The organism is Streptomyces sp. LARHCF249 (assembly GCF_052871255.1).
The window spans coordinates 469,653-495,709 of sequence record NZ_JBIXJQ010000006.1; the positions used below are offsets into that span (position 1 = coordinate 469,653).

Genomic DNA, 26,057 nt, shown 5'->3' on the forward strand with positions numbered 1-26,057 from the left:
CTCCTGGAATCCTGGGCGGAGCCGATGGCACCGCCCAGGGAGCGGTGGGGCGGGTCAGTCCTGTGCCGGGGAGCGGGGCGGACTGACGGTCGTACGGGGCTGCCTGCGCTGCGACGAGGTACGGATGATGAGCTCGGTCGGGACGACCTGTTCGACGGGGCGTCCGGTGTCCACTCCCTCGATCGCGTCGATGAGCAGCTGCACGACGGCGGTGCCGATGCGGCGCGGTTTGAGGGAGAGGGTGGTGATGGGGGGTTCGGTGTTGGCGTACACGGTGGACTCGCTGCAGCACACGAGCAGCAGGTCCTCCGGGACGCGCAGGCCGTAGCGCCGGGCGGCAGCGAGCAGGTCGGTGCCGTTGGGGTCGAAGAGCCCGTACACGGCGTCGGGCCGGTCGGGGCGGGCGAGGAGCCGGTCGGCGGCCACGGCGCCCGCGCAGGGGTCGTGGGCGGGGTAGGACTCGTAGACCGGGTCCTGGCCCACGCGCTCGCACCAGTTGAGGTAGGCGGTGGTGGAGAGTCGGGTGTAGGTGTCGGTGGTGGTGCCGGTCAGCAGCCCGATTCTGCGGGCCCCGGCGGCGGCGAGGTGGTCGAGCAGGCCCAGTACGGCGGCCTCGTGGTCGTTGTCGACCCAGGCGGTGACGGGGAGGGAGCCTGCCGGGCGGCCGTCGGAGACCACGGGCAGGCCCTGGCGGACCAGTTCGGTGACGACGGGATCGTGGTCGGAGGGGTCGATGACGACGGTGCCGTCGAGGGCGACGTTGGACCACACGTCGTGTCGGGACGTGGCGGGGAGGATGACGAGGGCGTAGCCGCGGGCCAGCGCGGCCGAGGTGGCGGCCCTGGCCATCTCGGCGAAGTAGGCGAATTCGGTGAAGGTGAAAGGTTCATCCCCGTACGTCGTCACGGTCAGGCCGATGAGGCCCGACTTGCCGGTACGGAGGGTGCGGGCGGCGGCGGACGGGCGGTAGCCCAGTCTGTCGGCCACTTCGCGAACGTGGCGGCGGGTGGCGTCAGGCAGCCGTCCCTTGCCATTGAGCGCGTCGGAGACGGTTGTGATGGAGACGCCCGCCGCGGCGGCCACGTCCCTGATGCCTGCCCGGCCCTGTCGGCCGGCGGCCCGCCGGGTGGTCTCGGTCCGGCTCACCTGATGCTTCCCTGCTGCTGTCATGGCGAGCCGATAGTAGGGCTCGGTGGGGTGGGTGGTCCGTGTGCATATGCACGCGTTGACAGGCACGTTTCTGCGTGGTTCGCCACCCCCAATGACCTTGGAACTGAAGGCATTTGATCGAAATACTCTGCGGTGAAGCTTGTCGGCGGCCACGGGCATGCCAAAACGGTGCGGTCTCGGGCCGGTCTCAACTCACCTGCACGAGGGACGCGCGCCACGGCGCAGGCCACCAGCGCGCGCATATATGCGCGCGCTCCCCCGCATTCCAGGCGCCCCCATTCTCGGAAGAGCGGAATCCTCATAAGGTGAGCAGTATTGAGTCGACGGCGACGTCGGACGGGATGGTCGAGGAGGACCTGCGGTGAGCGAGAAGAGCCCGAAGCTGCGCGCCGAGCTGGACGGCATTCCCACGTACAAGCCGGGCAAGCCGGCTGCCGCGGGCGGGGCCGTCGCGTACAAGCTGTCCTCGAACGAGAACCCTTACCCGCCGCTGACCGGGGTGCTGGAGAGCGCGGTCGCGGCGGCCGGGAACTTCAACCGGTACCCGGACATGGCCTGCACCGGCCTGGTGAACGAGATCGCGGAGCGGTTCGGGGTGCCGGTCGGGCACGTCGCCACCGGCACCGGCTCGGTGGGCGTGGCCCAGTCGCTGATCCAGTCGACGGCCGGCCCGGGCGACGAGGTCATCTACGCCTGGCGCTCCTTCGAGGCGTACCCGATCATCACGCAGATCTCGGGTGCGACCTCGGTGCGGGTGCCGCTGACCGACGGCGATGTGCACGACCTGGACGCGATGGCCGAGGCGGTCACGGAGCGGACCCGGCTGATCTTCGTCTGCAACCCCAACAACCCCACCGGTACCGCCGTGCGCCGTGCCGAGCTGGAGCGCTTCCTGGACCGGGTGCCCTCGGACGTCCTGGTGGTGCTGGACGAGGCCTACCGCGAGTTCGTGCGCGACGCCGACGTACCGGACGGCATCGAGCTGTACCGCGACCGTCCGAACGTCTGCGTGCTGCGGACGTTCTCCAAGGCGTACGGGCTCGCCGGCCTGCGCGTGGGCTTCGCGGTGGCGCACGAGCCGGTGGCGGCTGCGCTGCGCAAGACGGCGGTGCCCTTCGGCGTCAGCCAGCTCGCCCAGGACGCGGCGGTGGCCTCGCTGCGCGCCGAGGACGAGCTGATGGGCCGCGTCGGGGCGCTGGTGTGCGAGCGCAAGCGGGTCCACGAGACGCTGCTCGCACAGGGCTGGACCGTGCCGGACACGCAGGCGAACTTCGTGTGGATGCGGCTGGGGGAGCGGACCGCGGACTTCGCGGCGGCCTGCGAGAAGGCCGGTGTGGTGGTCCGGCCCTTCGCGGGCGAGGGCCTGCGGGTCACGATCGGTGAGACCGAGGCGAACGACCTCTTCCTGCACGCGGCGGAGGCCTTCTTCAAGGAGCTGTAGGAGCTGCAGGCCTGGTCAGGCCAGTTCCACGCGGAGGGGATCGCCGTCGCGGACGGTGGACAGCAGGCGGGGGTCGCCGTCGAACGAGCCGAGCACGTTGCACGGGCTCGCCAGGCGGCTCTCGCCTCCGCGCGAGATGGGAGTGGGGCCGTAGGGCAGGGCGAGCGCGTCGCCCTCGGTCCAGAAGGCGACCGTGCCGGGCTCAACGACCTGCTGGGCGTCGTGCTCCAGGGCAACGGAGATGCCGGTGTCGAAGTAGACCTCCTCGCCCCAGGTGTTCGCGGAGGCGGAGATCGGAAGGGCCTCGGCCAGCGCTTTGCTGGTCGGGGTCTCGTCGAGGGTTGCGGTGAGCTGGCCCGCAGGCCAGGAGATTCGAATCTTCATGAGCCGCATTCAACAATCTGTTGAATCTGTTGGCTAGAGGGACCCCCGCCTGAAAGCTCGGAACGCCGGTGCGCCATAATGCTTGTGAATGTGAACGCGTTCACAAGCGTGCCCTGCTTTCTCCCGGATTGAGTGGGACACAACAGGCAGACTGCGGCTGTGACCACGGTGACACGAAGGAGACGACGACGTGGACCTAGCTTTGGCGCCGGAGACACTGGCGCGATGGCAGTTCGGTATTACCACCGTCTACCACTTCCTCTTCGTCCCCCTGACGATCTCGCTCGCCGCGCTCACGGCCGGCCTGCAGACCGCGTGGGTGCGCACCGAGAAGGAGAAGTACCTCAGGGCCACCAAGTTCTGGGGAAAGCTCTTCTTGATCAATATCGCGATGGGCGTCGTCACCGGCATCGTCCAGGAGTTCCAGTTCGGCATGAACTGGTCCGACTACTCGCGATTCGTCGGTGACGTCTTCGGGGCCCCGCTGGCCTTCGAGGCGCTGATCGCCTTCTTCTTCGAGTCGACCTTCATCGGTCTGTGGATCTTCGGCTGGGACAAGCTGCCGAAGAAGATCCACCTGGCCTGCATCTGGATGGTGTCCATCGGCACCGTCCTGTCCGCCTACTTCATCCTCGCGGCCAATTCCTGGATGCAGCACCCGGTCGGATACCGCATCAACGAGGAGCGCGGCCGGGCCGAGCTCACCGATTTCTGGCAGGTGCTCACCCAGAACACGGCGCTCACCCAGTTCTTCCACACCATCACGGCCGCCTTCCTGGTCGGAGGCGCGTTCATGGTCGGCATCGCCGCCTTCCACCTGGCGCGCAAGAAGCACATCCCGGTGATGCGGACCTCGCTGCGGCTCGGCCTGGTCACTCTGATCATCGCCGGACTGGGCACCGCCATCAGCGGTGACCTGCTCGGCAAGGTCATGTTCAAGCAGCAGCCGATGAAGATGGCCGCCGCCGAGGCGCTCTGGGACGGCGAGGCGCCGGCACCCTTCTCGATCTTCGCCTACGGCGATGTCGAGAAGGGCCACAACGAGGTCGCCATAGAGATCCCCGGCCTGCTGTCCTTCCTGGCCAATGACGACTTCACCTCCTTCGTCCCGGGCATCAACGACGTCAACAAAGCCGAGCAGGAGAAGTTCGGGCCCGGCGACTACCGGCCCAACATCCCCGTCGCCTACTGGGGCTTCCGCTGGATGATCGGCTTCGGCATGGCCTCGCTCGGCATCGGCGTGCTGGGGCTGTGGCTGACCCGCAAGAAGTTCATGCTCCCGCCGGGACTGCGCACCTCGGAGGACGAGGTCCCGAACCTGGTCCTCTTCAAGCAGGCGCTGAGCCCCAAGTGGGGACGGCTCTACTGGATCGTCGCGCTCTGGACCATGGGCTTCCCGCTCATCGCCAGCTCCTGGGGCTGGATCTTCACCGAGATGGGCCGCCAGCCCTGGGTGGTCTACGGAGTCCTGCGCACCCGGGACGCGGTCTCGCCGGGCGTCTCGCAGGGCGAGGTCCTCACGTCCATGATCGGCTTCACGCTCCTGTACGCGGTGCTCGCCGTGATCGAGGTCAAGCTGCTGGTGAAGTACGTCAAGCTCGGGCCCCCCGAGCTCACCGAGGCCGATCTCAACCCGCCCACCAAGATCGGCGGGGACGACAAGAACCCCGACCGGCCGATGGCCTTCTCGTACTGAGGCTGAGGAGACCACACGATGCAACTCCACGACGTCTGGTTCGTACTCATCGCCGTTCTGTGGATCGGCTACTTCTTCCTGGAGGGCTTCGACTTCGGAGTCGGCGTGCTGACCAAGCTGCTCGCCCGCGACCGTACGGAGAAGCGAGTCCTGATCAACACGATCGGGCCGGTCTGGGACGGCAACGAGGTCTGGCTGCTCACCGCGGGCGGTGCGACCTTCGCCGCGTTCCCCGACTGGTACGCCACCCTCTTCTCCGGGTTCTACCTTCCGCTGCTGCTCATCCTGGTCTGCCTGATCATCCGGGGGGTGGCGTTCGAATACCGGCACAAGCGCCCCGAGGACAAGTGGCAGACCAACTGGGAACACGCGATCTTCTGGACCTCGCTGATCCCCGCGTTCCTGTGGGGCGTGGCCTTCGCCAACATCGTCCGCGGTGTGAAGATCGATCAGAACAAGGAGTACGTCGGCACCTTCCTCGACCTCCTGAACGGCTACTCGCTCCTCGGGGGCCTGGTCACCCTCACCCTGTTCACCTTCCACGGTGCGGTTTTCACCTCGCTCAAGACGGTCGGTGACATCCGGGACCGGTCGCGCAGGCTCGCGAACCGGCTGGGTGCGGCCGCAGCGGTGCTGGCCCTGGTGTTCCTGACGTGGACCCAGTTCACGCGCGGCGACGCCAAGAGCCTGGTCGCCATGGTCGTCGCTGTGCTCGCGCTGGTCGGGGCCCTCGGCTTCACCCGGGCGGGCCGCGAGGGCTGGGCGTTCGCCCTGTCCGGGGTCACCATCGCGGCGGCCGTCGCGATGCTCTTCCTGACGCTGTTCCCGAACGTCATGCCGTCCTCGCTGGACGACGCCTGGAGCCTCACGGTCACCAACGCCTCGTCCAGCCCGTACACCCTGAAGATCATGACCTGGCTTGCGGCAGTGGCCACGCCGCTGGTCCTGCTCTACCAGGGCTGGACGTACTGGGTGTTCCGCAAGCGCATCGGGACGCAGCACATCGTCGACGCGCACTGAGCTCCGCGTGCGGCGGCACCGCCGCCCTGACCCTCCTGTCTGACCGACCGACCCTGCCTGGGAGATGTTTCACGTGAAACCGATCGACCCGCGCCTGCTTCGGTACGCCCGTTCCACCCGCCTCTTCCTGGGCGCGGTGGTGGCCCTGGGCCTTGCCGGGGCAGGGCTGGTCGTCGGTCAGGCGATGCTGATCGCCGAAATCGTGGTCGGCGCCTTCGAACAGGGGATGGGCGGGGCCGCGCTGCGGACGCCGCTGCTGCTGCTCGCGGCGGTGGCGCTGGGCCGCGGCCTGATCGCCTGGCTGACGGAGCTGGCCGCGCACCGGGCCGGCGCGGCGGTCAAGTCGGAACTGCGGGGCCGGCTGCTGGACCGGGCCGCGGATCTGGGGCCCGGCTGGCTGAACGGCCAGCGGACCGGGTCACTGGTCGCCCTGGCCACCCGGGGCGTGGACGCGCTCGACGACTACTTCTGCCGCTACCTGCCCCAGCTGGGGCTCGCGGTGGTGGTGCCGGCGGCGGTGCTGGCCCGGATCGTCACCGAGGACTGGGTGTCGGCTGCCATCATCGTCGTCACCCTGCCCCTGATCCCGCTGTTCATGGTCCTCATCGGCATGGCCACCCAGTCCCGGATGGACCGCCAGTGGCGGCTGCTGTCGCGCCTGTCGGGGCACTTCCTCGACGTGGTGGCCGGACTTCCCACCCTGAAGGTATTCGGACGGGCCAAGGCCCAGGCCGAGTCGATCCGGAAGATCACCGACGACTACCGGCGCGCGACGATGCGGACCCTGCGCATCGCCTTCCTCTCCTCCTTCGCGCTGGAACTCCTGGCGACCCTGTCGGTGGCGCTGGTGGCGGTGACCATCGGCATGCGGCTGGTCCACGGGGAGCTGGACCTCTACACCGGACTGGTCATCCTGATCCTGGCGCCCGAGGCGTACCTGCCGTTGCGGCAGGTGGGCGCGCAGTACCACGCGGCCGCCGAGGGGCTGGCGGCCGCCGAGGAGATCTTCGAGGTCCTCGAGACCCCCGTCGCGCGGCCGGCCGGCGGAGCCGTCCTGCCGGGCGGCGCTCCCCTGCGCATCGAGATCGACGGGGTCGCCGTCCGGTACGAGGGCCGGAGCGAGGACTCGCCCGGGCCGGTCTCGCTGACCGTCGAACCGGGGGAGTGCGTGGCGCTCACCGGCCCGAGCGGAGTCGGGAAGTCCACGCTGCTCCAGGTGCTGCTGGGGTTCGTGGCACCGACCGCGGGACAGGTTCGGATCGCGGGAGCGGACCTTGCCGAACTGTCGCCGGAGCAGTGGCGGGAGCGGGTGGCGTGGGTGCCGCAGCGCCCGCACCTGTTCGCCGGGACCATCGGCGAAAACGTACGGCTGGCCCGCCCGGAGGCCTGCGCAGCGGACGTGGCCCGGGCCCTGCGGGACGCGGGCGCCTGGGAGTTCGTGGCCGCGCTGCCGGGCGGGGTCGAAACCCCCCTCGGCGAGGGGGGCGTGGGACTGTCCGCCGGGCAGCGGCAGCGGCTGGCGCTCGCCCGGGCGTTCCTGGCGGACCGGCCCGTGCTGCTTCTGGACGAGCCGACCGCGGCGCTGGACGGCGAGACCGAGGCCGCCGTGGTGGACGCGGTCCGGCGGCTGGCCGTGGGCCGGACCGTCCTGCTGGTCGTGCACCGGCCGGCGCTGCTCGCCGTCGCCGACCGCGTGGTCCCGATCGCCGCGGCGGGAGCGCCCCCCGCGCCGCTCCCCCGGACCGCCGCCGTCCGGGCCGGGGCTTCCGACCCGTCCGCACCCGACGCCGGGGAGTGGATCCTCGGCGCAGCGGCCGAGCGGGCGCGCGCCGTCGGCGGGACCGACTCCGGCGGGAGCGATCCGCTGCGCCGGGTCCGGGCCGTGGCCAGGGCGTGGCAGGGCCGTTTCCGGCTCGGACTGATGCTCGGAGCGCTGGCCGTGGGGTGCAGCGTCGGGCTGATGGCCGTGTCCGGCTGGCTGATCTCGCGGGCCTCCGAACAGCCCCCCGTGCTCTATCTGATGGTGGCCGTGACGGCCACCCGGGCCTTCGGAATGGGCCGGGCCGTCTTCCGGTACGCCGAGCGGCTCGTCTCGCACGACGCCGTCCTGCGGATGCTCGCCGATCTGCGGGTCTCCGTGTACCGCAGGCTGGAGCGCATCGCCCCTGCCGGGCTGCGCGAGCACCGGCGCGGCGACCTGCTGACCCGCCTGGTGGCCGACGCGGACGCGCTGCAGGACTACTGGCTGCGCTGGCTGCTGCCGGTCGGAACCGCGGTGCTCGTCGGCACCGGTTCCGTCGCCTTCACCACCTGGCTGCTGCCGGAGGCGGGAGCCGCGCTCGCCGTCGGACTGCTCGCCGCCGGCATCGGCGTTCCGCTCGTCAGCGGGGCCTGCGCGCGGCGTGCGGAGCGCCGACTGGCTCCCGCCCGGGGCGAACTCGCCACCCGGGTGGCCGATCTGCTCACCGGCACCGCGGAACTGACCGTCGCCGGGGCGCTGGAAGACCGCAAGGCCCGGGCCGGGGAGAGCGACGGCGTGCTGACGCGGATCGCCGCCCGCGGATCGGCCGCGGCCGGGCTGGGCGGCGGGCTGTCCGCCCTCGTGTGCGGGCTGACCGTCGTGGCCGCCGCGGCCGCGGCCGCGAACGCGGTGCACGACGGACGGCTGTCCGGAGTAGCCATGGCCGTCGCCGTACTGACTCCCCTCGCCGCCTTCGAGGCGGTCAACGGCCTTCCGCTCGCGGTCCAGTACCGCCAGCGGGTGCGCCGCAGCGCCGAGCGGCTCTACGAGGTCATCGACGCAACGGCTCCGGTCGCCGAGCCGCAGCAGGCCGCCGCGGCCCCCGGCTCGCCCTTCCCGCTGCGGCTGACGGGGCTCGCCGCCCGGCACCCCGGCCAGGAACGGGACGCGCTGCGGGGCGTGGAGCTGAGCCTGGAAGCCGGCCGGCGCATCGCCGTCGTCGGCCCCTCGGGCTCCGGCAAGACCACCCTCGCGCAGGTCCTGCTGCGCTTCCTGGACCCGCGCGAGGGCACGTACACCGTGGGCGGCACCGACGCGTGCGCGCTCGACGGGGACGACGTCCGGGCGCTCGTGGGGCTCTGCGCCCAAGACGCGCACCTCTTCGACAGCTCGGTACGGGAGAACCTGCGGCTGGCCCGGACCGGCGCGAGTGAGCAGGAGCTGCGGGAGGCGCTGGCCGCGGCGCGGCTCCTGGAGTGGGCCGACGGACTTCCGGACGGGCTCGACACGCTGGTCGGCGAGCACGGGGAGCGGATCTCCGGCGGCCAGCGCCAGCGCCTGGCCCTGGCCCGGGCGCTGCTCGCGGACTTCCCCGTACTGGTGCTGGACGAGCCGGCCGAGCATCTCGACCTGGCCACGGCGGACGCGCTGACCGCCGACCTGCTGACGGCGACCGAGGGCCGTACCACCGTGCTCATCACGCACCGGCTCGCCGGGCTGGAGGCGGTCGACGAGGTGCTCGTGCTCGACGGCGGAGAGGTCGTACAGCGCGGTGCGTACGCCGAGCTGGCCGCCGCCGAGGGGCCGCTGCGGCGGCTGCTGGAGCGGGAACGGGGAGCCGACGCGGCGGTGGCCGGCTTTCCCCATGCCGACTTTCCCCGCTAAACGGGACTAACTAGTCTCAAGGACATGTCAGTGCAGGAGTCCCAGGAACCGCCGGAACCATCACCGGGAACGCCGGACCCGCTGGAGGCCGCCACCCAGGCCACCAGGAGTCTGCAAGGCCTGTCCACCGAGCTCACGGCCCGGGTACCGCAGCTGCTGGAGGCCATGAGATCGGTCGGTACCGGACTCGAACTGCACTCCACCCTGGACCGGATCTGCGAGACCGCGGCCGAGCTCGCGGACGCCCGCTACGCGGCGATCGGCGTCGTCGACATGGAGGGCCGCGGACTTTCGGACTTCGTCACGTTCGGGATCAGCTCCGAGCTCGCCCGGAAGATCGGTCACCGCCCGGACGGGAAGCGGGGCCTGCTGGGGGCGCTGATCTCGCAGACCGACACCGTCCGGCTCGAGGATCTTACGAAGGATCCGCGCTCGGCGGGCTTCCCGCCGCACCACCCGGCCATGAACACGTTCCTCGGCGTCCCGATCCGGGTCCAGGGGGAGATCTTCGGCAATCTGTACCTTGCCGAGAAGAACGGAGGCGGCCCGTTCAACGACTACGACGTCAACATGGTCCGGGTGCTGGCGACCGAGGCGGGCATCGCCATCGGCAACGCCCGCCTGTACGAGGCGGCCACCCAGCGAGAGCGCTGGATCGACGGTTCGGTGGCCGTCACCACCGCCCTGCTGTCAGGCGGGGACGCCGACGACGCCCTTGCGGTGGTGGCCGAGCAGGCCCGCCGCCTGGCCGACTCCTCCGCCGGGATCGTCATGCTCCCGGCCGAGGAGGGCGGGATGGAGATCGTCGCCGTCTCCGCCGAGAACCCGGCCACCTCGCTCGGCGTGGTGATCCCCGCCGAGAGCCCGGTCGTGCACAGGCTGCTCCAGGGAGAGCCGGTCTTCGTCGACGACGCGGCGTCCGACCCGCGCATGGTCAGCAAGCTGACCAGCCAGTACGGGCCCTGCATGATGCTGCCCCTGCACAGCGGCGGCCGGGTGCTGGGGGCGCTGGTCACCCCTAGGGGCCGCGGCAGCCGTCCGTTCAGCGAGGCCGAGCGGACGCTGGCCACGCAGTTCGCCTCACAGGCCGCGCTCGCGCTCATGATGGCGGAGGCGCAGCGCGACCGGGAACGGCTCGCCGTCTTCGAGGACCGCGACCGAATCGCCCGTGATCTGCACGACCTGGTCATCCAGCGGCTGTTCGCCACCGGCATGATGCTGGAGGGCGCCCAGCGCCGGTCCATCGTCCCGGAGGTCCGCGACGGGGTCGGCAAGGCCGTGGACGAGCTGGACGTGACGATCCAGGAGATCCGCACGGCGATCTTCGCCCTCCAGCAGGGCCCGGCGGAGGCTCCCTCGGGCCTGCGCACCCGGGTGCTCCGGGAGATCAACATGGCGGCCGTGCCGCTCGGGTTCAAGCCCGCGCACCGCTTCCTCGGCCCGATCGACGCGGTCGTCGGTGAACTGGTCGGCAAGAACCTGATCGCCGCGCTGCGCGAGGCCCTGTCCAACGCGTTCCGCCACGCCGACGCCTCGCGCATCGAGGTGGTCCTGGACTCCACCGTCACGCTGGCCGACGGACGCCCGGGCGTGCGGCTGGAGGTCGCCGATGACGGGGTGGGCATCACCGAGGGCGGGCGGCGCAGCGGGCTGCGGAATCTGCGCCGGCGGGCCGAGTCCCTGGGCGGCACGAGCTCGTACGGCCCGGGCATCGGCGAGGACGGCGGCGGGACCACCCTGGTGTGGGAGGCCCCGCTCTAGGACTCGTCCTGCGGGCGCTGGGAGGCAGAGTCCCGGTGCTGCCGCCGAGCGATCAGGTCGGCCACGATGCGCTCGATGACGACGGCGACTCCGTCCTCGTTGTTGGCGGTGGTACGGCCGGACGCGGCCGCGATCACGTCCGGGTGTGCGTTTCCCATCGCGTAGGAGGTGCCCGCCCAGCTGAGCATCTCCACGTCGTTCGGCATGTCTCCGAAGGCGACGACCTCGGCGGGGGAAATGCCCCGCTCGGCGCAGCACAGCGCCAGGGTGCTCGCCTTGGAGACGCCGTGTCCGCTGACCTCCAGGAGGGCGGTGGGGCTTGAGCGGGTGATGGAGGCGTACTCGCCGGCGGCCGAGCGGGCCAGGGCGAGGAATTCGTCCGGGGCCAGTTCGGCGTGGTGCGCGAGCAGCTTGAGTACGGGCGCGGCGCTGTCGTCCGTGTCCTCGGCGAGCAGCTTCTCGGCGATGGCGACGTGGGCGCCGGGGTCCTTGAAGAAGGGCGGGTACGCCGGCTCGTAGTTGATGCCGGTGGTCAGCTCGACGGCGAAGGAGGTGCCGGGTGCCGCGCTCCGCAGGGCGTTCACAACGGACAGGGCGGCAGCTCGGGGAAGTGCTCTGACCTGGACGAATTCCCGCCCGGCATGCAGATCGACGACCGCAGCGCCGTTCGCGCAGATTGCGAGGCCGTGACCGTGGACGTGGTCGCTGACCACGTCCATCCAGCGGGCGGGCCGTCCGGTGACGAAGAAGACCTCGATCCCGGCCTCCTCGGCGGCGGCGAGTGCGGCGACGGTGCGCAGCGAGACGGACTTGTCGTCGCGCAGCAGGGTGCCGTCGAGGTCGGTGGCGATGAGCCGAGGGGTGGGGGTTGGCCCATCCGGGCGCTGGGGAGCCGAGGTCACCGCCCCATCTTCGCCCATCGCCCGCGATCGCCCGGACCACGGTGGGGCCGTCCCGTCCGAGAGCCGCCGACGTTTCACGTGAAACACCGCTTCGGCGGCCATGTTTCACGTGAAACATCGGGACGGCCGTAGTCTCGAACGCATGAGTCTGCGTCTGAGCACGGTGATCCTTCCGGTACGTCGATGGCACGAAGGGGGGCGCGACCAGTGGGTCCGGGCAGAACAGCTCGGCTTCCACACCGCCTACACCTATGACCACCTGTCCTGGCGGACCTTCCGCGACGGACCCTGGTTCGGAGCGTTGCCCACCCTGACCGCGGCGGCCGGGGCCACCGAGCGGCTGCGCCTGGGGACGCTGGTCACTTCTCCGAACTTCCGCCACCCCGTAACCCTCGCCAAGGAGCTCATCACCCTGGATGACGTGTCCGGCGGGCGGGTCACCCTCGGTATCGGCGCGGGCGGCAACGGCTTCGACGCGACCGCGCTGGGCCAGGTGCCGTGGAGCCCGCGCGAGCGGGCCGACCGGTTCGCCGAGTTCGTGCCGCTGCTGGACACGCTGCTGACCGAGGGCGCGGTGAGCTCGCAGGGCACCTTCTACTCCGCGGAGGAGGCCCGCAACATCCCCGGCTGTGTGCAGCGGCCGCGCCTGCCGTTCGCGGTTGCCGCCACGGGCCCGCGCGGTCTGCGGCTCGCCGCGCGGCACGGGCAGGCGTGGGTGACCACGGGTGACCCGAAGCTCTTCGCGGACGGCACTCCGGAGCAGTCGGTGGAGGCCATCCGCGGCCAGGTCGAGAAGCTCGGCAAGGCCTGCGCGGAGATCGGGAGGGATGCCGCATCGATGGAGAAGATCCTGCTGACCGGCTTCACGCCCGAGGCCAACACGGTGCTCGAATCCGTGGATGCGTTCGTCGACTTCGCGGGGCGTCACCTCGAGCTGGGCTTCACCGAGCTGGTGATCCACGCGCCGATCCCGGACTCCGACTTCGCCGCGGACGAGTCGGTCTTCGAGAAGATCGCCCTGGAGGCAACGGCCCAGCTGAACGGCTGATCCGCCGCTCCCACGAACAGGCGCTCTGCCGACGGCAGCAGCCAGTCGGGCACCGCGCTCTCGGGCAGCGTCTTGACCTCGTCGATCAGCGCGGCGACCCCTGCGGCCCCGGGATGCGTCCGGCGCCCCGCTCCTGCTCGGTCCAGGCGGCATTGTCCAGGCACTGGGCTGAGCCAGTGGTGCCGGCCGGGGCGCGCGCCAGGACGTCCTACTGGAAGCGCAGGAACTGCGGCGGTACGGCGTCCACCAGCCACACCCCGTTCGCGCTGATCCGGAAGACGTGCCCGGCGGAGCGCATCCCACCCGCGTCCACACTGAGCACCACGGGCCGGCCGCGTCGTGCGCCGACCCGGGTCGCGGTCTCCCTGTCGGGGGACAGGTGCACGTGGTGGCGGGCCATCGGGCGCAGGCCCTCGGCGCGGATCGCTTCCAGGGCCGCGGCGACGGTGCCGTGGTAGAGGTACGCGGGCGGTTCGGCTTCCGGAAGATCCAGGTCGACGGCCACCGTGTGGCCCTGGCTGGCCCGGATCCGGGTGCCGTCGACGGCGAACCGCTGTTTGTCGTTGGCGGCCACGACGTGATCGAGTTCGGCGCGGCTGAAGGCGAAACCGTGGGCGGCGGCCGCGCGCAGCAGGTCGTCGATCTCCACCCAGCCGTGCGGGTCGAGCACCAGTCCGATCCGTTCCGGCTGGTGCCGCAGGTGTTTCGAGACGTATTTGGACACCTTCACGGTGCGTCTGTCGTCCATGGCCCCAGCCTGCCGGGTCGGGAGGCCTTCCGGCAGGGATTTTCGGAGTGCCGACGGTCATGGACACCCCCTATCGCCATTCCAAGATACGGAATACATTTTCCGCTGCCACTTCTGCTCAGGGGGAGAAACCATGACAGCCCATACCTCTCTGCCACGCCGTGCGGCTGCCGAACTGATCGGCACGGCCGGCCTGCTCCTGGTCGTGATCGGCTCCGGAATCCAGGCCGCCGAGCTCAGCCGCGACACCGGTGTCGCCCTCCTCGCCAACTCGGTCGCCTCCGCCATCGGCCTGTGGCTGATCATCACGCTCTTCGGGCCGCTGTCCGGCGCCCACCTCAACCCCGTGGTCACCCTCACCGCCTGGTGGTCCCGGCGCACCGGCGGAGAAGGCCTCGCCGGCCGGGAGGCGCTGGCCTACGTCGTTGCCCAGACGGCCGGGGCGATCGGCGGGGCGGTCCTCGCGGAAGCCATGTTCGGCCGTACCCCCGGCACCTTCGCCACCCAGGTCCGCGACGGCGGACACCTGCTCGTCGGCGAGGTCGTCGCCACCGCCGGACTCGTCCTCGTCATCCAGGGCCTGGACCGCATCGGGCGTCCGAAGCTCATCCCGGCCGCCGTCGCCGCGTACATCGCCGCGGCGATCTGGTTCACCTCCTCCGGCTCCTTCGCCAATCCGGCCGGCACCGTCGGGCGCAGCTTCAGCGACTCCTTCACCGGCATCGCGCCGCAGTCGCTTCCCGGGTTCGTCGCGGCGCAGCTGATCGGCGGCATCCTCGGCCTGACCCTGGCCCGCCTGTTGTACGGAACCTCCCGGTCCGCGAAGTCCCTGCCGGTGGAGACCCTGACCGAGCCCGGGCCGGTGGACGGGGCGACGCCCACCAAGGCCGCGTACGAGACCATCGGCTGAGCTCTCAGCCCCTGTTGCCCACAGGCAAACAGGAGTTGTCCACAGCTGTTTGGGCGGGTTTTGACGGCAAACGCGTGATCCGCCCTGTGGACTACCGGCCGGGCTCGGCCCGGCGCGCCAGATCGTTCATCGTCCGGGCCTGGAGTTCCCGCTCCGTCGCGGCCCGGACGAACTCCGCCACGTGATCGGCGCCGACGAGGTCCTGCACCGCCCGCACCGTCCCGGCCGGGAGCGCCACCGGAGCGGGGCCCGACGGAGGCGGCCCGCCCGCCCCGAGGTGCCGCTGCAGATGGCGGGTCGCGAACAGCCGCATCGCCCGGGCCAGCTCCGCGTCCACGGTCTGCTGGGCCAGCGGCCGCAGCCGCCGCACCATCGTCGCCGCCTCCGCCGCATCCGTGTCGGTCGGGGGCACCTGGCCGAGGTAGCGCGCGAAGACGTGCTCGGTGGTGAACTCCAGGAACCGCGAGGCGATGTGCTCCACCTGCCCGCGCAGCTCCCGCAGGTGCCCGGTGATCGCCGACAGCGGCACGCCGGCCGCGTACAGCTCGGCGGCCACCGCCAGCTCCTGCGGCGAGGGCACCAGGAACTGGTCCGGGCGCCCCGGGATCCGCTCGAGCACTCCCAGTTCGCAGGCCTCGTCCACCGCCTCGTCGTCGGGCCTGCCGCCGAAGCGCGCGTTCAGCTCCTCCCGGCTGATGCGGGCCGCCTCCTCGTCGGTCCACGGCCCGTGCACCTCGGCAACCAGCCCGAGGACACCGCCCAGCCCGCGTCCGGCGTCCCACGCCTCCAGCAGCTCCTTGATGGAGGCCAGGGTGTAGCCGCGGTCGAGCAGGTCCGCGATCTGGCGCAGCCGCGCCAGATGCGTGTCCCGGTAGACGTTGGAGCGGCCCCGCCGCTCCGGCTTCGGCAGCAGACCCCGGTCCTGGTACGCGCGGATCGTGCGCACCGTCGCCCCGCTGTGGTGCGCCAGATCCTCGATCCGGTACTCGGCTACCGCCTGATCGGACAATCCCGGCTCCCTACGACATCGCGGCTCGGCCGACCGCGCCCGCCGCGGCCCGGGCGGCGGGTGACGCCGCGAGGTACTCGACCGCCCTGCGCAGCGAGCCCTCCTGCCAGGGATGGTACGACCGCCGGAAGTAGCGGGGTATGGCCGCGGCGAGCTCGCTCCACGGGGGCAGCAGACCCTTGGCCACCGCCCGGTTGTGCCCGCGGAGCGAATAGCGCAGCCGGCCGCCCAGTTCGGGGTCGTTGCGGATGAGGTACGAAGCCCCCCACACCCACAGCCAGGCCAGTACGGGCGCGACCACGGCCATCCCCCCGATGCGCCGCGTGTAGCGGGGCAGGCCCGCTCCCCCGCAGTGCCGGTACATGTCGAAGGCGACGGAGCGGTGTTCCACTTCCTCGGCGCCGTGCCAGCGCAGCAGGTCCAGCATGACCGCGTCCGCACCGGCCCGGTCCAGTCCCTCGGAAGTCCACGTGCCGCGTGTACGCCTCCGTCGGCAGCTGCTGCTCGGCGAGGTGGTCCAGTACGGAGGAGCGCTGCACGCTGTGCGTGGCCCCCTGGCCCATGAACCCCTTGACCCGGCACAGCAGTTCGGGGTCGGTGACCAGCGGCAGGCCCTCCTTGAAGACCTTCACGAACCACCGCTCCCCGGCGGGCAGCAGCAGGTGCAGCACGTTGATGACGTGGGTGGCGGTGGGCTCGTCGGGTATCCAGTGCAGCGGTGTGGCCTTCCAGTCGAAGGCCACCCGGCGCGGGCTGATCACGTACGAGGCCGCGGTCACAGCCTGGGCTCCAGCTTCGCGATGCGCCGCAGGGTGCGCGGGGCGAAGCGGTACATCCACAGGGCGCCCTTGGACTCGGGGGTCACCGGCACCACGGCCTCGTTGCGCACCACGGCCCGCAGGATCGCGTCGGCAACCTTCTCCGGCGGGAAGTTGCGCAGACCGTACAGCCGAGAGGAGCGTTCCTGACGGCGCTTCTCCTCCGCCTCGTCCACGCCGGCGAAGCGCGAGGTGGCGGTGATGTTGGTGTTGACGATGCCGGGGCAGATGGCGGAGACGCCGATCGACCTCGACGCCAGCTCCGCGCGCAGGCACTCCGACAGCATCAGGACCGCGGCCTTGGAGGTGCTGTAGGCCGGCAGGGTCCTGGAGGGCAGGTAGGCGGCGGCGGAAGCGGTGTTGACGATGTGGCCGCCCTGGCCGCGCTCGACCATCTGCTTGCCGAAGATCCGGCAGCCGTGGATGACGCCCCACAGGTTGACGTCGAGGACCTTCTTCCAGTCCTCGGCGCTGGTGTCGAGGAAGGCCCCGGACAGTCCGATCCCGGCGTTGTTGACCAGGACGTCCACGATCCCGTACTCCGCGGCCACCTTCGCCGCGAGCTTCTCCATGGCCTGCTCGTCGCTGACGTCCGCGCACTCGCCCCAGGCCTCGGGGGCGCCGACCAGGCGGGCCATGTCCGCAGTGCGCGCCGCGCCCTCGGCGTCCCGGTCCACGGCCACCACGCGCGCCCCGGCCTCGGCGAACGCGAAGGCGGTGGCCCGGCCGATGCCGCTGGCCGCGCCCGTGACCAGGACCAGCTGACCGCCGAAACGGTCGGAGTGCTTCCCCGGGGCCTTCTGCTCCGGTGCCCGCGTGGCGGGCTCCTCCCGGGCCGTGACGAACTCGGTGATCCACGCGGCCAGCTGGTCGGGCCGGGTCCGGGGCACCCAGTGCTTGGCGGGCAGCGTGCGGCGCACCAGATCCGGGGCCCACCGCTCCAGGTCGTCGTACAGCCGCTCGGACAGGAAGGCGTCGCCGGTCGGGGTGATCAGCTGCACCGGTGCGTGGGCGTACGCGTCCGGGCGCGGACGGCGCAGCCGCGGGCGCACGTTGTCGCGGTAGAGCCAGGCTCCCCGCGCCGCGTCCGAGGGCAGCGAGGCCGTCGGGTAGGAACCGGCCGGAACCTTCTCCAACCGCTCGAGGATCGCCGGCCAGCGCTTGCCGAGCGGCCCGCGCCAGGCGAGCTCCGGCAGCACGGGCGTGTGCAGCATGTACACGTACCAGGACTTGGCGCCCTGGCCCAGCAGCTGCGCCGCCCGGCGCGGGGTGGGCCGGGTCATCCGCTTCTTGATCCAGTGCCCGAAGTGGTCGAGGGAGGGACCCGACATCGAGGTGAAGGAGGCGATCCGGCCCTCGGTGCGGGCTACCGTGGCGAACTCCCATCCCTGTACGGAGCCCCAGTCGTGGCCGACCAGGTGGACCGGCCGGTCCGGGCTGACCGCGTCGGCCACCGCGAGGAAGTCGTCGGTCAGCTTCTCCAGGGTGAAGCCGCCGCGCAGCGGCTGCGGCGCGGTCGAGCGCCCGTGGCCGCGTACGTCGTAGAGCACCACGTGGAAGCGGGCGGCCAGCCGCTCGGCGACCTCCGACCAGACCTCCTTGCTGTCCGGGTAGCCGTGCACCAGGATCACCGTGGGCTGGGCGGCGTCGCCGAGTTCGGCCACGCACAGCTCCACGCCGCCGGTGTTCACCCAGCGCTCGCGCGCGCCCGCCGCTCCTGCCGTGCCCGTCCCGTTCATGCCGCTCATGCCGCCTTCTCCTCAGCCCAGCGCCGCACGTGCGGCAGATCGTCGTCCAGCCAGAACGCGCTCTCCCCGGGGTCCCGGGAGTCGGTGACGACCAGGATCTCCTCGAATTTCGCACCGGTCCCCCGGAAGCCCAGATGCGGCTCCACCGCCCACAGGCCGGGCTGCGGCGGGTGGTCGGAGAAGCGGTACGGGCTCCACAGAGGGGACCAGCCCTCACGGTGCCCGTGCAGGGCGTCGGAGGCCAGCCCCTTCAGGGACTGGGTGCCGAAACCGAACGCCGTCGGGGACCAGCGTCGCTCCTTGACCCGGTCGATCTTGTGCGCGATCACGCCGAAGGGGTAGGCGCGGTGCCGGTTGGCGTACCCCTGCCGGGTCATGAGCCGTTCGACGTTCTCGTAGATCTCGCGCAGGGAGCGGCGCTCGCGCACCTGCTCCAGGATCAGGGTGCGGTGGGCCTGCAGATCCGACATGAGCCGGTCCTGCACCGGATTGAGTCCGAGGCTGCCCGAGTATCCGATGTCCGCCGCGTAGCCCTTGTAGACCGGCGCCATGTCGAGGATGAACGGCATCCCCGGCTCCAGCTTCCGGTTCGTCGGGAAGAACTGCAGCGGGATGCGGAAGTTCACGAAGGCGGTGCGGTCCCCGAACCAGGCGAAGGGCAGGTGGAACCAGTCGCGCACGCCGCGCTCGCGCAGCCACTCCCGCTGCATGCGCGCGGCCTCGCGCTCGGTCATCCCGGGGCGCAGCTGCGCGGCGACGGTCTCCGCGCACTCGTAGGAGAGGCGCTGCACTTCCCTGAACCCGCGAAAATCGTCCCCTGCCATGGTCAGCACCCGTCTCGGTCGCCGTACGTACCCGTAAGTTGACACTGATGAATGTGACAATGACCGGAGATCACGTCAAGGGCCGTGCACAGACCTGTGGACAAAGTTGTCCGGTCCACATCAGCCTCCAGTACGGGCATGTACGCCTGAAGGCTGAGGCGGGATCCAGCTCAAGGTCTGACGATTCGCGCGAGCTCCGCCACTAACGTCGAAGCCGTGACTGTCATCGCGACCGAAAGCCTGAGCAAGCGGTACCCCCGAGTGACCGCCCTCGACCGGCTCTCCCTGGACATCGGGCCTGGTGTGACCGGCCTCGTGGGTGCCAATGGAGCCGGCAAGTCCACGCTGATCAAGATCCTGCTGGGACTGTCCCCCGCCACCGAGGGCAGCGCCGCCGTGCTCGGCCTCGACGTCACCACGCATGGCAGCGCCATCCGTGAACGCGTCGGCTACATGCCCGAGCACGACTGCCTGCCACCCGACGTCTCGGCCACCGAGTTCGTCGTCCACATGGCCCGCATGTCCGGGCTCCCCCCGACCGCGGCCCGGGAGCGCACCGCGGACACCCTGCGTCACGTGGGGCTCTACGAGGAGCGCTACCGCCCCATCGGCGGCTACTCCACGGGCATGAAGCAGCGCGTCAAGCTGGCCCAGGCGCTCGTCCACGACCCCCAGCTGGTCCTCCTCGACGAGCCCACCAACGGGCTCGACCCGGTCGGCCGCGACGAGATGCTCGGCCTGATCCGCCGCGTCTACACCGACTTCGGCATCTCCGTCCTGGTCACCTCCCACCTCCTCGGCGAGCTGGAGCGGACCTGCGACCACGTCGTGGTCGTCGACGGCGGCAAGCTGCTGCGCTCCAGCTCCACCAGCGACTTCACCCAGATCACCACGACCCTCGCGGTCGAGGTCACCGACTCCGACGCGCACCCGGACGGCACCGCCGCCCTGCGCAAGGCACTCACCGAGGCGGGCATCAGCCTGCACGCGGCCGAGGAGCACGGCCTGCCCGGCGCCGGCCACATCCTCCTGGTAGAGGCCACGGGCGAAGAGACGTACGACACCGTCCGTGACACCGTCGCCGACCTCGGCATCGGCCTGATCCGCATGGAGCAGCGCCGCCACCACATCGCGGAGGTCTTCCGCGACAACGAACAGCCCGAGCAGCCCATCCAGCAGAAGGGAGCCGGTTCCGATGGCGCCTGACACCTCGACCCAGATCCACAACATCGGCTACCGGTCCTACGACGGCCCCCGGCTCGGCCGCGGCTACGCCCGCAAGTCGCTGTTCTCGCAGTCCCTGCGCGGCGCCTACGGACTCGGCCGCTCCGCCAAGTCCAAGGTGCTGCCGATGATCCTCTTCGCGGTGATGTGCGTCCCCGCGCTGATCCTCGTCGCGGTGGCCATCACCATCCCCGGCTCCACCGAACTGCCGATCAAGTACACGACGTACGCCCTGACCACCCAGGTGGTCATCGGCCTCTACCTCGCCTCCCAGGCGCCGCAGTCGGTCTCCCGGGACCTGCGCTTCAAGACCGTTCCGCTCTACTTCTCCAGGCCCATCGAGCGGGTCGACTACGTCGTGGCCAAGTTCGCTGCCATGGCCTCGGCCCTGTTCATCCTCACCGCCACCCCGCTGCTGATCATGTGGATCGGCTCTCTGCTGGCGAAGTTCGACTTCGGTGACCAGACCAAGGGATTCGGGCAGGGACTGGTGTCGGTACTGCTGCTGTCGCTGCTGTTCGCGGGCCTCGGCCTCGTCATGGCCGCGCTCACCCCCCGCCGCGGATTCGGCGTCGCCGCGATCATCGCCGTGCTGCTGATCCCGTTCGGCGCGGTGACCGCCGTCCAGGGGATCGCCCACAGCACCGGGAACACCGGAGCCATCGAGTGGATGGGCCTGTTCTCCCCGATCACACTGATCGACGGAGTCCAGACGGCCTTCCTCGGCGCGACCTCCACCTTCCCCGGTGGCGAAGGCCCCTCGGCCGGCACCGGCTTCGTCTACCTGCTCGTCGTCCTCGGCCTCATCGCCGGCTCCTACGCCGCCCTGATGGCCCGCTACCGGAAGGCCGGGCTGTGACCATCATCGACATCGACCACACCTCCCGCTGGTTCGGGAACGTCGTCGCCGTCAACGACGTGACCATGCGCATCGGTCCCGGCGTCACCGGCCTCCTGGGCCCCAACGGCGCCGGCAAGTCCACCCTCATCAACATGATGGGCGGCTTCCTGGCCCCCTCCACGGGCACGGTCACCCTGGACGGCACGCCGATCTGGCGCAACGAGCAGGTCTACAAGCAGATCGGCGTCGTGCCCGAGCGCGAGGCCATGTACGACTTCCTCACCGGCCGCGAGTTCGTCGTCGCCAACGCCGAGCTGCACGGCCTCGGTGACGCCGACGCCCAGCGGGCGCTGGCCACCGTGGAGATGGAGTACGCCCAGGACCGGAAGATCTCCACGTACTCCAAGGGCATGCGCCAACGCGTGAAGATGGCCTCCGCCCTGGTCCACGACCCGTCCGTACTGCTCCTCGACGAGCCGTTCAACGGTATGGACCCACGCCAGCGGATGCAGCTGATGGGCCTGCTGCGGCGGATGGGCGGCGACGGCCGCACCGTCCTGTTCTCCTCGCACATCCTGGAGGAGGTCGAGCAACTGGCCTCCCACATCGAGGTGGTCGTCGCCGGCCGGCACGCCGCCTCCGGCGACTTCCGCAAGATCCGCCGCCTGATGACGGACCGCCCGCACCGCTACCTCGTCCGCTCCTCCGACGACCGGGCCCTCGCCGCGGCCCTGATCGCCGACCCGTCCACGGCCGGTATCGAGGTCGACCTGAAGGAAGGCGCCCTGCGCATCCAGGCCGTCGACTTCGGGCGCTTCACCGAGCTGCTGCCGCGGGTCGCCCGCGCGCACGGCATCCGGCTGCTGACGGTCTCGCCTTCCGACGAGTCCCTCGAGTCGGTCTTCTCCTACCTCGTCGCGGCCTGAAGGAGCTGGCACCCATGTACGACCCCACCGTTGCCCGGCTCACCTACCGGGCCCTGCTCGGCCGCCGCAGGGCGCTGATCCTCTTCCTGCTGCCCGCCCTGCTGATCCTCATCGCGATCGCCGTCCGCGCCCTCACGGGTGTCGACGACAAGGTCGCCGCCGACCTGCTCGGCGGATTCGCCCTCGCGACGATGGTCCCGCTGATCGGTGTCATCGCCGGCACGGGCGCCATCGGCCCCGAGATCGACGACGGATCGATCGTCTACCTGCTCTCCAAGCCGGTGAAGCGGCCGACGATCATCATGACCAAGCTGATCGTGGCGATCGCCGTCACCATGGCCTTCTCCGCGATCCCCACCCTGATCGCCGGATTCATCCTCAACGGCAACGGACAGCAGATCGCCGTCGCCTACACCATCGCGGCCCTCGTGGCCTCGATCGCCTACAGCGCGCTGTTCCTGCTCCTGGGCACCGTCAGCCGGCACGCGGTCGTCTTCGGCCTGGTCTACGCCCTGATCTGGGAATCGCTCTTCGGTAGCCTGGTCTCCGGCGCCAAGACCCTCAGCGTCCAGCAGTGGGCCCTGTCCCTGGCCGAGAAGGTCGCGGGCGAGGGATACGTCGATGCCACCGTCGGCCTGCCCACCGCCGCGGTCCTGCTCACCGTGGTCACCGTCGGTGCCACCGTCTACGCGGGCCAGAAGCTGCGCCGCCTCACCCTGGCAGGCGAGGAGTAAGTCCTGCCGTACTGCCCGAAGCTGTGCCCCGCCCGGCCCACCGGCCAGGCGGGGCACAGCTTCGCGCGTCATCATCGGTGCATGATCGAGCGCACCGAGCCCGAGCCGTCCAGGCCTCTGTGGTCCTGGATACGCTCCTCGCCCGGTACGCACGTCTGGCTGCTGATCATCGCGGTCACCAGCATCATCGTGGTGATCGTCCCCGACCGGGTCGAGCACATCCTGCTCCACCGCAACAGCAGCAACATCCACCAGCTGGTCAAGCACCCCGTCCGGGCGCTCCTCAGCAGCGCCTTCTGGATCGAGAACCCGGCCTCGCTCGCTCTCTACGCCGTGCTCTTCGAGCTGTTCCACGCCCCCGTCGAACGCTGGCTCGGCACCCTGCGCTGGCTCCTGATCGTCGCGACCGCCCACATCGTCGCCACGCTGGCCAGCCAGAAGGTCCTCCTGACGGCCATCGAAGACCACCGCGCCTCGCGCAGCATGACCCATGTCGTCGACATCGGCGTCAGTTACGGACTCGCGGCCGCCGTCGGAGTCCTCACCTACCGGCTCCCCGGCCCCTGGCGCTGGCTCTACCTCGCCGGCGCTGTCGCCTTCTTCGGGCTCCCCCTCCTCACCGGCGGAACCTTCACCGACCTCGGCCACGCCATCGCGCTCTCCGTCGGCCTGCTCGCCTGGCCGCTCACGCGCCACGCTGTTTCACGTGAAACAGGGGTGTGTTTCACGTGAAACATGACTGACAGACGGTCAGGCCCACGGAAATTCGCTGGTACGGGGCTTCCGGCGCAGGCAGAGTGAGTCGTGCGGGGAGCAACAAAAGGCCCGGGGCAGCCACTTCGAGCGCGCCGTCCGGCGCGGGCTGCCCCGGACCTCTCGTACGCCGTACGGGCTAGGCGGCGCCCAGCAGACGTTCCAGGACCACCGCGATCCCGTCCTCCTCGTTGGAGGTCGTCACCTCGTCGGCCACCGCCTTGAGCTCCGCGTGCGCGTTGGCCATGGCCACTCCGTGCGCCGCCCAGCCGAACATCGGGATGTCGTTCGGCATGTCGCCGAAGGCGATCGTCTCGGCGGCCTTCACCCCGAGCCGGCGCGCGGCCAGCGAGAGGCCGGTGGCCTTGGTCAGTCCCAGCGGCAGGATCTCCACGATCCCGGGACCGGCCATCACGATGTCGACCAGGCTGCCCACGATCTCCCGGGCCACCTTGACGAGCGTGTCCTCGTCCAGCTCCGGGTGCTGGATGTACAGCTTGTTCAGCGGGGCCGTCCACACCGCCGCGGTGTCCTCCAGGTATATGGCCGGCAGGCCCTCCTGCACCTGGTAGCCGGGCCCGAACAGGACCTCGCCGTCCACCCCGTCCCGGCTGGCCGCCAAGGCCAGCGGACCGATCTCGGCCTCGATCTTCGACAGGGCAAGACCGGCGAGCTGCCGGTCCAGCGTCACCGACGTCAGCAGCCGGTGCGCGCCCGCGTCGTAGACCTGCGCCCCCTGCCCGCACACGGCGATCCCCCGGTAGCCGAGATCGTCCAGTACGTGCCGGGTCCAGGGCACGGCGCGGCCGGTGACGACGATGTGCGCCGCGCCCGCCGCGGTGGCCGCGACGAGCGCTTCACGGGTGCGTTCCGAGACGCTGTCGTCGCCGCGCAGCAGCGTGCCGTCGAGATCGGTCGCGACGAGCTTGTACGGGAACGGGGCCGGGCTCACTTGGTGATCGGCTCCAGGACCTCGCGGCCGCCGAGGTACGGACGGAGCACCTGGGGCACGCGCACCGAACCGTCGGCCTGCTGGTGGTTCTCCAGGATCGCGACGATCGTGCGCGGTACGGCGCACAGCGTGCCGTTCAGCGTGGACAGCGGCTGCGTCTTCTTGCCGTCGCGGTAGCGGATCGACAGGCGGCGGGCCTGGAAGCTGTTGCAGTTCGAGGCGGAGGTCAGCTCGCGGTACTTGCCCTGGGTCGGAATCCAGGCCTCGCAGTCGAACTTGCGCGAGGCGGAGGCGCCCAGGTCACCGGTGGCGACGTCGATCACCTGGAACGGCAGCTCCAGGCTGGTCAGCCACTGCTTCTCCCACTCCAGGAGGCGCTGGTGCTCGGCCTCGGCCTCCTCCGGCGCGACGTACGAGAACATCTCGACCTTGTCGAACTGGTGGACGCGGAAGATGCCGCGGGTGTCCTTGCCGTACGTGCCGGCCTCACGGCGGAAGCACGGCGAGAAGCCGGCGTAGCGCAGCGGCAGCTTGTCCGCGTCGATGATCTCGTCCATGTGGTACGCGGCGAGCGGGACCTCGGAGGTGCCGACCAGGTAGTAGTCGTCCTTCTCCAGGTGGTACACGTTCTCCGCGGCCTGGCCGAGGAAGCCGGTGCCCTCCATGGCGCGCGGACGGACCAGCGCCGGAGTCAGCATCGGGATGAAGCCGGCCTCGGTGGCCTGGGCGATGGCCGCGTTGACCAGCGCCAGCTCGAGCAGCGCGCCCACACCGGTGAGGTAGTAGAAGCGCGAGCCCGACACCTTGGCGCCGCGCTCGACGTCGATGGCGCCCAGCGACTCGCCGAGCTCGAGGTGGTCCTTGGGCTCGAAGCCCTCGGCGGCGAAGTCGCGGATCGTGCCGTGCGTCTCCAGGACGGTGAAGTCCTCCTCGCCGCCGACCGGGACGTCCTCGTGGACGATGTTGCCGAGCTGGAGCAGGAGCCGCTTGGCGGCTTCGTCCGCCTCGTTCTGCTCGCTCTCGGCCGCCTTGACGTCCTGCTTGAGCTGCTCGGCCTTCTTCAGGAGCTCCGCCCGCTCCTCCGGAGAGGCCTTCGGGATGAGCTTGCCGAGCGACTTCTGCTCATTGCGCAGTTCGTCGAAGCGCATGCCGGAGGACCTGCGGCGCTCGTCGGCGGAGAGCAGTGCGTCGACGAGTTCGACGTCCTCTCCACGAGCGCGCTGCGAGGCGCGGACACGGTCAGGGTCTTCACGGAGCAGCCGGAGGTCAATCACCCCTCCAGGCTACCGGGCTGGGGTTCCAGGGATCACACCGATATCACGCTGCGTGTCGCTATGTCCTAATTGCCGCGAATGGATAAATCTTGGCTGCTGGCCGGAAGTGATGCTTCTCGGGCGGCCAATAAAAGCGGGCCCATTCCCCGAAAAGGGGCAGAAGGGTAGTCGGTGCGCGTGTCCCTGAGCAGGGCCGGAGGTGTTCCTTGTCCACAGGAATTGCCCGGTCCCGGATCTTATCCACAGGCT

21 protein-coding genes and 1 pseudogene are annotated in these 26,057 nt (G+C 70.6%); 12 read left to right on the forward strand and 10 right to left on the reverse strand.

Annotation, left to right across the window (positions count from 1 at the left end):
* Positions 1 to 54 precede the first annotated feature (54 nt).
* Entirely contained in the window at positions 55 to 1,170 is a 1,116-nt protein-coding gene (locus tag ACIPUC_RS20185; protein ID WP_030028209.1) for a LacI family DNA-binding transcriptional regulator, read from the reverse strand.
* Between the two features lie 361 nt (positions 1,171 to 1,531).
* Between ACIPUC_RS20185 and hisC the strand changes: the two genes are divergently transcribed.
* Positions 1,532 to 2,611: a histidinol-phosphate transaminase gene (hisC, locus tag ACIPUC_RS20190; protein WP_446590983.1), complete on the forward strand. Its 1,080-nt coding sequence runs from the start codon at positions 1,532 to 1,534 to the stop codon at positions 2,609 to 2,611.
* A 15-nt stretch (positions 2,612 to 2,626) separates the two neighbouring features.
* On the opposite strand, the gene ACIPUC_RS20195 is transcribed toward hisC, so the two are convergent.
* Positions 2,627 to 2,995: a cyclophilin-like fold protein gene (locus tag ACIPUC_RS20195; RefSeq protein WP_446590984.1), complete on the reverse strand. Its 369-nt coding sequence runs from the start codon at positions 2,993 to 2,995 to the stop codon at positions 2,627 to 2,629.
* A 190-nt stretch (positions 2,996 to 3,185) separates the two neighbouring features.
* Here ACIPUC_RS20195 and ACIPUC_RS20200 point away from each other — a divergent pair, with 190 nt between their 5' ends.
* From ACIPUC_RS20200 to ACIPUC_RS20215, 4 genes are all read left to right on the forward strand, one after another.
* Positions 3,186 to 4,691 (forward strand): cytochrome ubiquinol oxidase subunit I, encoded by a 1,506-nt coding sequence (locus ACIPUC_RS20200; protein WP_446590985.1) that lies wholly within the window; start codon positions 3,186 to 3,188, stop codon positions 4,689 to 4,691.
* Between the two features lie 18 nt (positions 4,692 to 4,709).
* Positions 4,710 to 5,711: a cytochrome d ubiquinol oxidase subunit II gene (cydB, locus tag ACIPUC_RS20205; RefSeq protein ID WP_446590986.1), complete on the forward strand. Its 1,002-nt coding sequence runs from the start codon at positions 4,710 to 4,712 to the stop codon at positions 5,709 to 5,711.
* Between the two features lie 73 nt (positions 5,712 to 5,784).
* The gene (gene cydD / locus ACIPUC_RS20210; protein WP_446590987.1) at positions 5,785 to 9,336 is read left to right on the forward strand and encodes a thiol reductant ABC exporter subunit CydD; all 3,552 of its coding nucleotides are present in this window, start codon (positions 5,785 to 5,787) and stop codon (positions 9,334 to 9,336) included.
* Positions 9,337 to 9,360: 24 nt separating this feature from the next.
* Complete coding sequence (locus ACIPUC_RS20215; RefSeq protein WP_446590989.1) at positions 9,361 to 11,097, forward strand: sensor histidine kinase; 1,737 nt, start codon at positions 9,361 to 9,363, stop codon at positions 11,095 to 11,097.
* Here ACIPUC_RS20215 and ACIPUC_RS20220 read toward each other — a convergent pair.
* Positions 11,094 to 12,017 (reverse strand): Cof-type HAD-IIB family hydrolase, encoded by a 924-nt coding sequence (locus tag ACIPUC_RS20220; protein WP_446590990.1) that lies wholly within the window; start codon positions 12,015 to 12,017, stop codon positions 11,094 to 11,096. The two genes, ACIPUC_RS20215 and ACIPUC_RS20220, sit on opposite strands and share 4 nt — an antisense overlap.
* A 124-nt stretch (positions 12,018 to 12,141) precedes the next feature.
* Between ACIPUC_RS20220 and ACIPUC_RS20225 the strand changes: the two genes are divergently transcribed.
* Positions 12,142 to 13,047 (forward strand): LLM class flavin-dependent oxidoreductase, encoded by a 906-nt coding sequence (locus ACIPUC_RS20225; RefSeq protein WP_446590991.1) that lies wholly within the window; start codon positions 12,142 to 12,144, stop codon positions 13,045 to 13,047.
* Positions 13,048 to 13,255: 208 nt separating this feature from the next.
* Here ACIPUC_RS20225 and ACIPUC_RS20230 read toward each other — a convergent pair whose 3' ends face one another.
* Positions 13,256 to 13,795, reverse strand: a complete 540-nt coding sequence (locus ACIPUC_RS20230) for an RNA 2'-phosphotransferase (protein WP_446590992.1) — start codon at positions 13,793 to 13,795, stop codon at positions 13,256 to 13,258.
* A gap of 133 nt (positions 13,796 to 13,928) precedes the next feature.
* Between ACIPUC_RS20230 and ACIPUC_RS20235 the strand changes: the two genes are divergently transcribed.
* Positions 13,929 to 14,705, forward strand: a complete 777-nt coding sequence (locus ACIPUC_RS20235; protein ID WP_446590993.1) for an aquaporin — start codon at positions 13,929 to 13,931, stop codon at positions 14,703 to 14,705.
* Positions 14,706 to 14,796: 91 nt separating this feature from the next.
* Here the strand turns inward: ACIPUC_RS20235 and ACIPUC_RS20240 are convergent, their stop codons facing one another.
* The 4 genes and pseudogenes from ACIPUC_RS20240 to ACIPUC_RS20255 form a co-directional block, all read right to left on the reverse strand.
* Positions 14,797 to 15,714, reverse strand: coding sequence for a MerR family transcriptional regulator (locus ACIPUC_RS20240; protein WP_446590995.1), 918 nt, complete (start codon positions 15,712 to 15,714; stop codon positions 14,797 to 14,799).
* 10 nt (positions 15,715 to 15,724) lie between these two features.
* Positions 15,725 to 16,493 (reverse strand): annotated as a pseudogene (locus ACIPUC_RS20245) (metal-dependent hydrolase).
* Positions 16,490 to 18,280 carry an SDR family oxidoreductase gene (locus ACIPUC_RS20250; protein ID WP_446590996.1) on the reverse strand — a complete coding sequence of 597 codons (1,791 nt, stop codon included), beginning with the start codon at positions 18,278 to 18,280 and terminating at the stop codon, positions 16,490 to 16,492. Before ACIPUC_RS20250 ends, ACIPUC_RS20245 begins: the two are co-directional and overlap by 4 nt.
* Positions 18,277 to 19,104 (reverse strand): M24 family metallopeptidase, encoded by an 828-nt coding sequence (locus ACIPUC_RS20255; protein WP_446590997.1) that lies wholly within the window; start codon positions 19,102 to 19,104, stop codon positions 18,277 to 18,279. The genes ACIPUC_RS20250 and ACIPUC_RS20255 overlap by 4 nt, the downstream gene beginning before the upstream one ends.
* Positions 19,105 to 19,320: 216 nt before the next feature.
* Between ACIPUC_RS20255 and ACIPUC_RS20260 the strand changes: the two genes are divergently transcribed.
* From ACIPUC_RS20260 to ACIPUC_RS20280, 5 genes are all read left to right on the forward strand, one after another.
* Complete coding sequence (locus ACIPUC_RS20260) at positions 19,321 to 20,310, forward strand: ABC transporter ATP-binding protein (protein WP_446590998.1); 990 nt, start codon at positions 19,321 to 19,323, stop codon at positions 20,308 to 20,310.
* Complete coding sequence (locus tag ACIPUC_RS20265) at positions 20,300 to 21,187, forward strand: ABC transporter permease subunit (RefSeq protein WP_446590999.1); 888 nt, start codon at positions 20,300 to 20,302, stop codon at positions 21,185 to 21,187. Before ACIPUC_RS20260 ends, ACIPUC_RS20265 begins: the two co-directional genes overlap by 11 nt.
* Entirely contained in the window at positions 21,184 to 22,095 is a 912-nt protein-coding gene (locus tag ACIPUC_RS20270; protein WP_446591000.1) for an ABC transporter ATP-binding protein, read from the forward strand. Before ACIPUC_RS20265 ends, ACIPUC_RS20270 begins: the two co-directional genes overlap by 4 nt.
* Positions 22,096 to 22,109: 14 nt before the next feature.
* A complete protein-coding gene (locus ACIPUC_RS20275) occupies positions 22,110 to 22,829 on the forward strand; it encodes an ABC transporter permease subunit (RefSeq protein ID WP_446591001.1) in 720 nt (239 codons plus the stop codon).
* A gap of 81 nt (positions 22,830 to 22,910) precedes the next feature.
* On the forward strand, positions 22,911 to 23,561 hold the full coding sequence (locus ACIPUC_RS20280; protein ID WP_446591003.1) for a rhomboid-like protein: 651 nt from the start codon (positions 22,911 to 22,913) through the stop codon (positions 23,559 to 23,561).
* A gap of 160 nt (positions 23,562 to 23,721) precedes the next feature.
* Here ACIPUC_RS20280 and ACIPUC_RS20285 read toward each other — a convergent pair whose 3' ends face one another.
* Positions 23,722 to 24,534 carry an HAD family hydrolase gene (locus ACIPUC_RS20285; RefSeq protein WP_446591004.1) on the reverse strand — a complete coding sequence of 271 codons (813 nt, stop codon included), beginning with the start codon at positions 24,532 to 24,534 and terminating at the stop codon, positions 23,722 to 23,724.
* Positions 24,531 to 25,808 (reverse strand): serine--tRNA ligase, encoded by a 1,278-nt coding sequence (gene serS, locus ACIPUC_RS20290; RefSeq protein ID WP_446591006.1) that lies wholly within the window; start codon positions 25,806 to 25,808, stop codon positions 24,531 to 24,533. The genes ACIPUC_RS20285 and serS overlap by 4 nt, the downstream gene beginning before the upstream one ends.
* Positions 25,809 to 26,057 lie beyond the last annotated feature (249 nt).

Coding starts and splice junctions, on each gene's coding strand:
- ACIPUC_RS20195 (WP_446590984.1), bottom strand. CDS start 2,995: ATGAAGATTCGAATCTCCTGGCCTGCGGGCCAGCTCACCGCAACCCTC.
- ACIPUC_RS20265 (WP_446590999.1), top strand. CDS start 20,300: ATGGCGCCTGACACCTCGACCCAGATCCACAACATCGGCTACCGGTCC.
- cydB (WP_446590986.1), top strand. CDS start 4,710: ATGCAACTCCACGACGTCTGGTTCGTACTCATCGCCGTTCTGTGGATC.
- ACIPUC_RS20250 (WP_446590996.1), bottom strand. CDS start 18,280: ATGAGCGGCATGAACGGGACGGGCACGGCAGGAGCGGCGGGCGCGCGC.
- ACIPUC_RS20255 (WP_446590997.1), bottom strand. CDS start 19,104: ATGGCAGGGGACGATTTTCGCGGGTTCAGGGAAGTGCAGCGCCTCTCC.
- ACIPUC_RS20185 (WP_030028209.1), bottom strand. CDS start 1,170: ATGACAGCAGCAGGGAAGCATCAGGTGAGCCGGACCGAGACCACCCGG.
- ACIPUC_RS20230 (WP_446590992.1), bottom strand. CDS start 13,795: ATGGACGACAGACGCACCGTGAAGGTGTCCAAATACGTCTCGAAACAC.
- ACIPUC_RS20220 (WP_446590990.1), bottom strand. CDS start 12,017: ATGGGCGAAGATGGGGCGGTGACCTCGGCTCCCCAGCGCCCGGATGGG.
- ACIPUC_RS20275 (WP_446591001.1), top strand. CDS start 22,110: ATGTACGACCCCACCGTTGCCCGGCTCACCTACCGGGCCCTGCTCGGC.
- ACIPUC_RS20280 (WP_446591003.1), top strand. CDS start 22,911: ATGATCGAGCGCACCGAGCCCGAGCCGTCCAGGCCTCTGTGGTCCTGG.
- ACIPUC_RS20225 (WP_446590991.1), top strand. CDS start 12,142: ATGAGTCTGCGTCTGAGCACGGTGATCCTTCCGGTACGTCGATGGCAC.
- ACIPUC_RS20215 (WP_446590989.1), top strand. CDS start 9,361: ATGTCAGTGCAGGAGTCCCAGGAACCGCCGGAACCATCACCGGGAACG.
- ACIPUC_RS20235 (WP_446590993.1), top strand. CDS start 13,929: ATGACAGCCCATACCTCTCTGCCACGCCGTGCGGCTGCCGAACTGATC.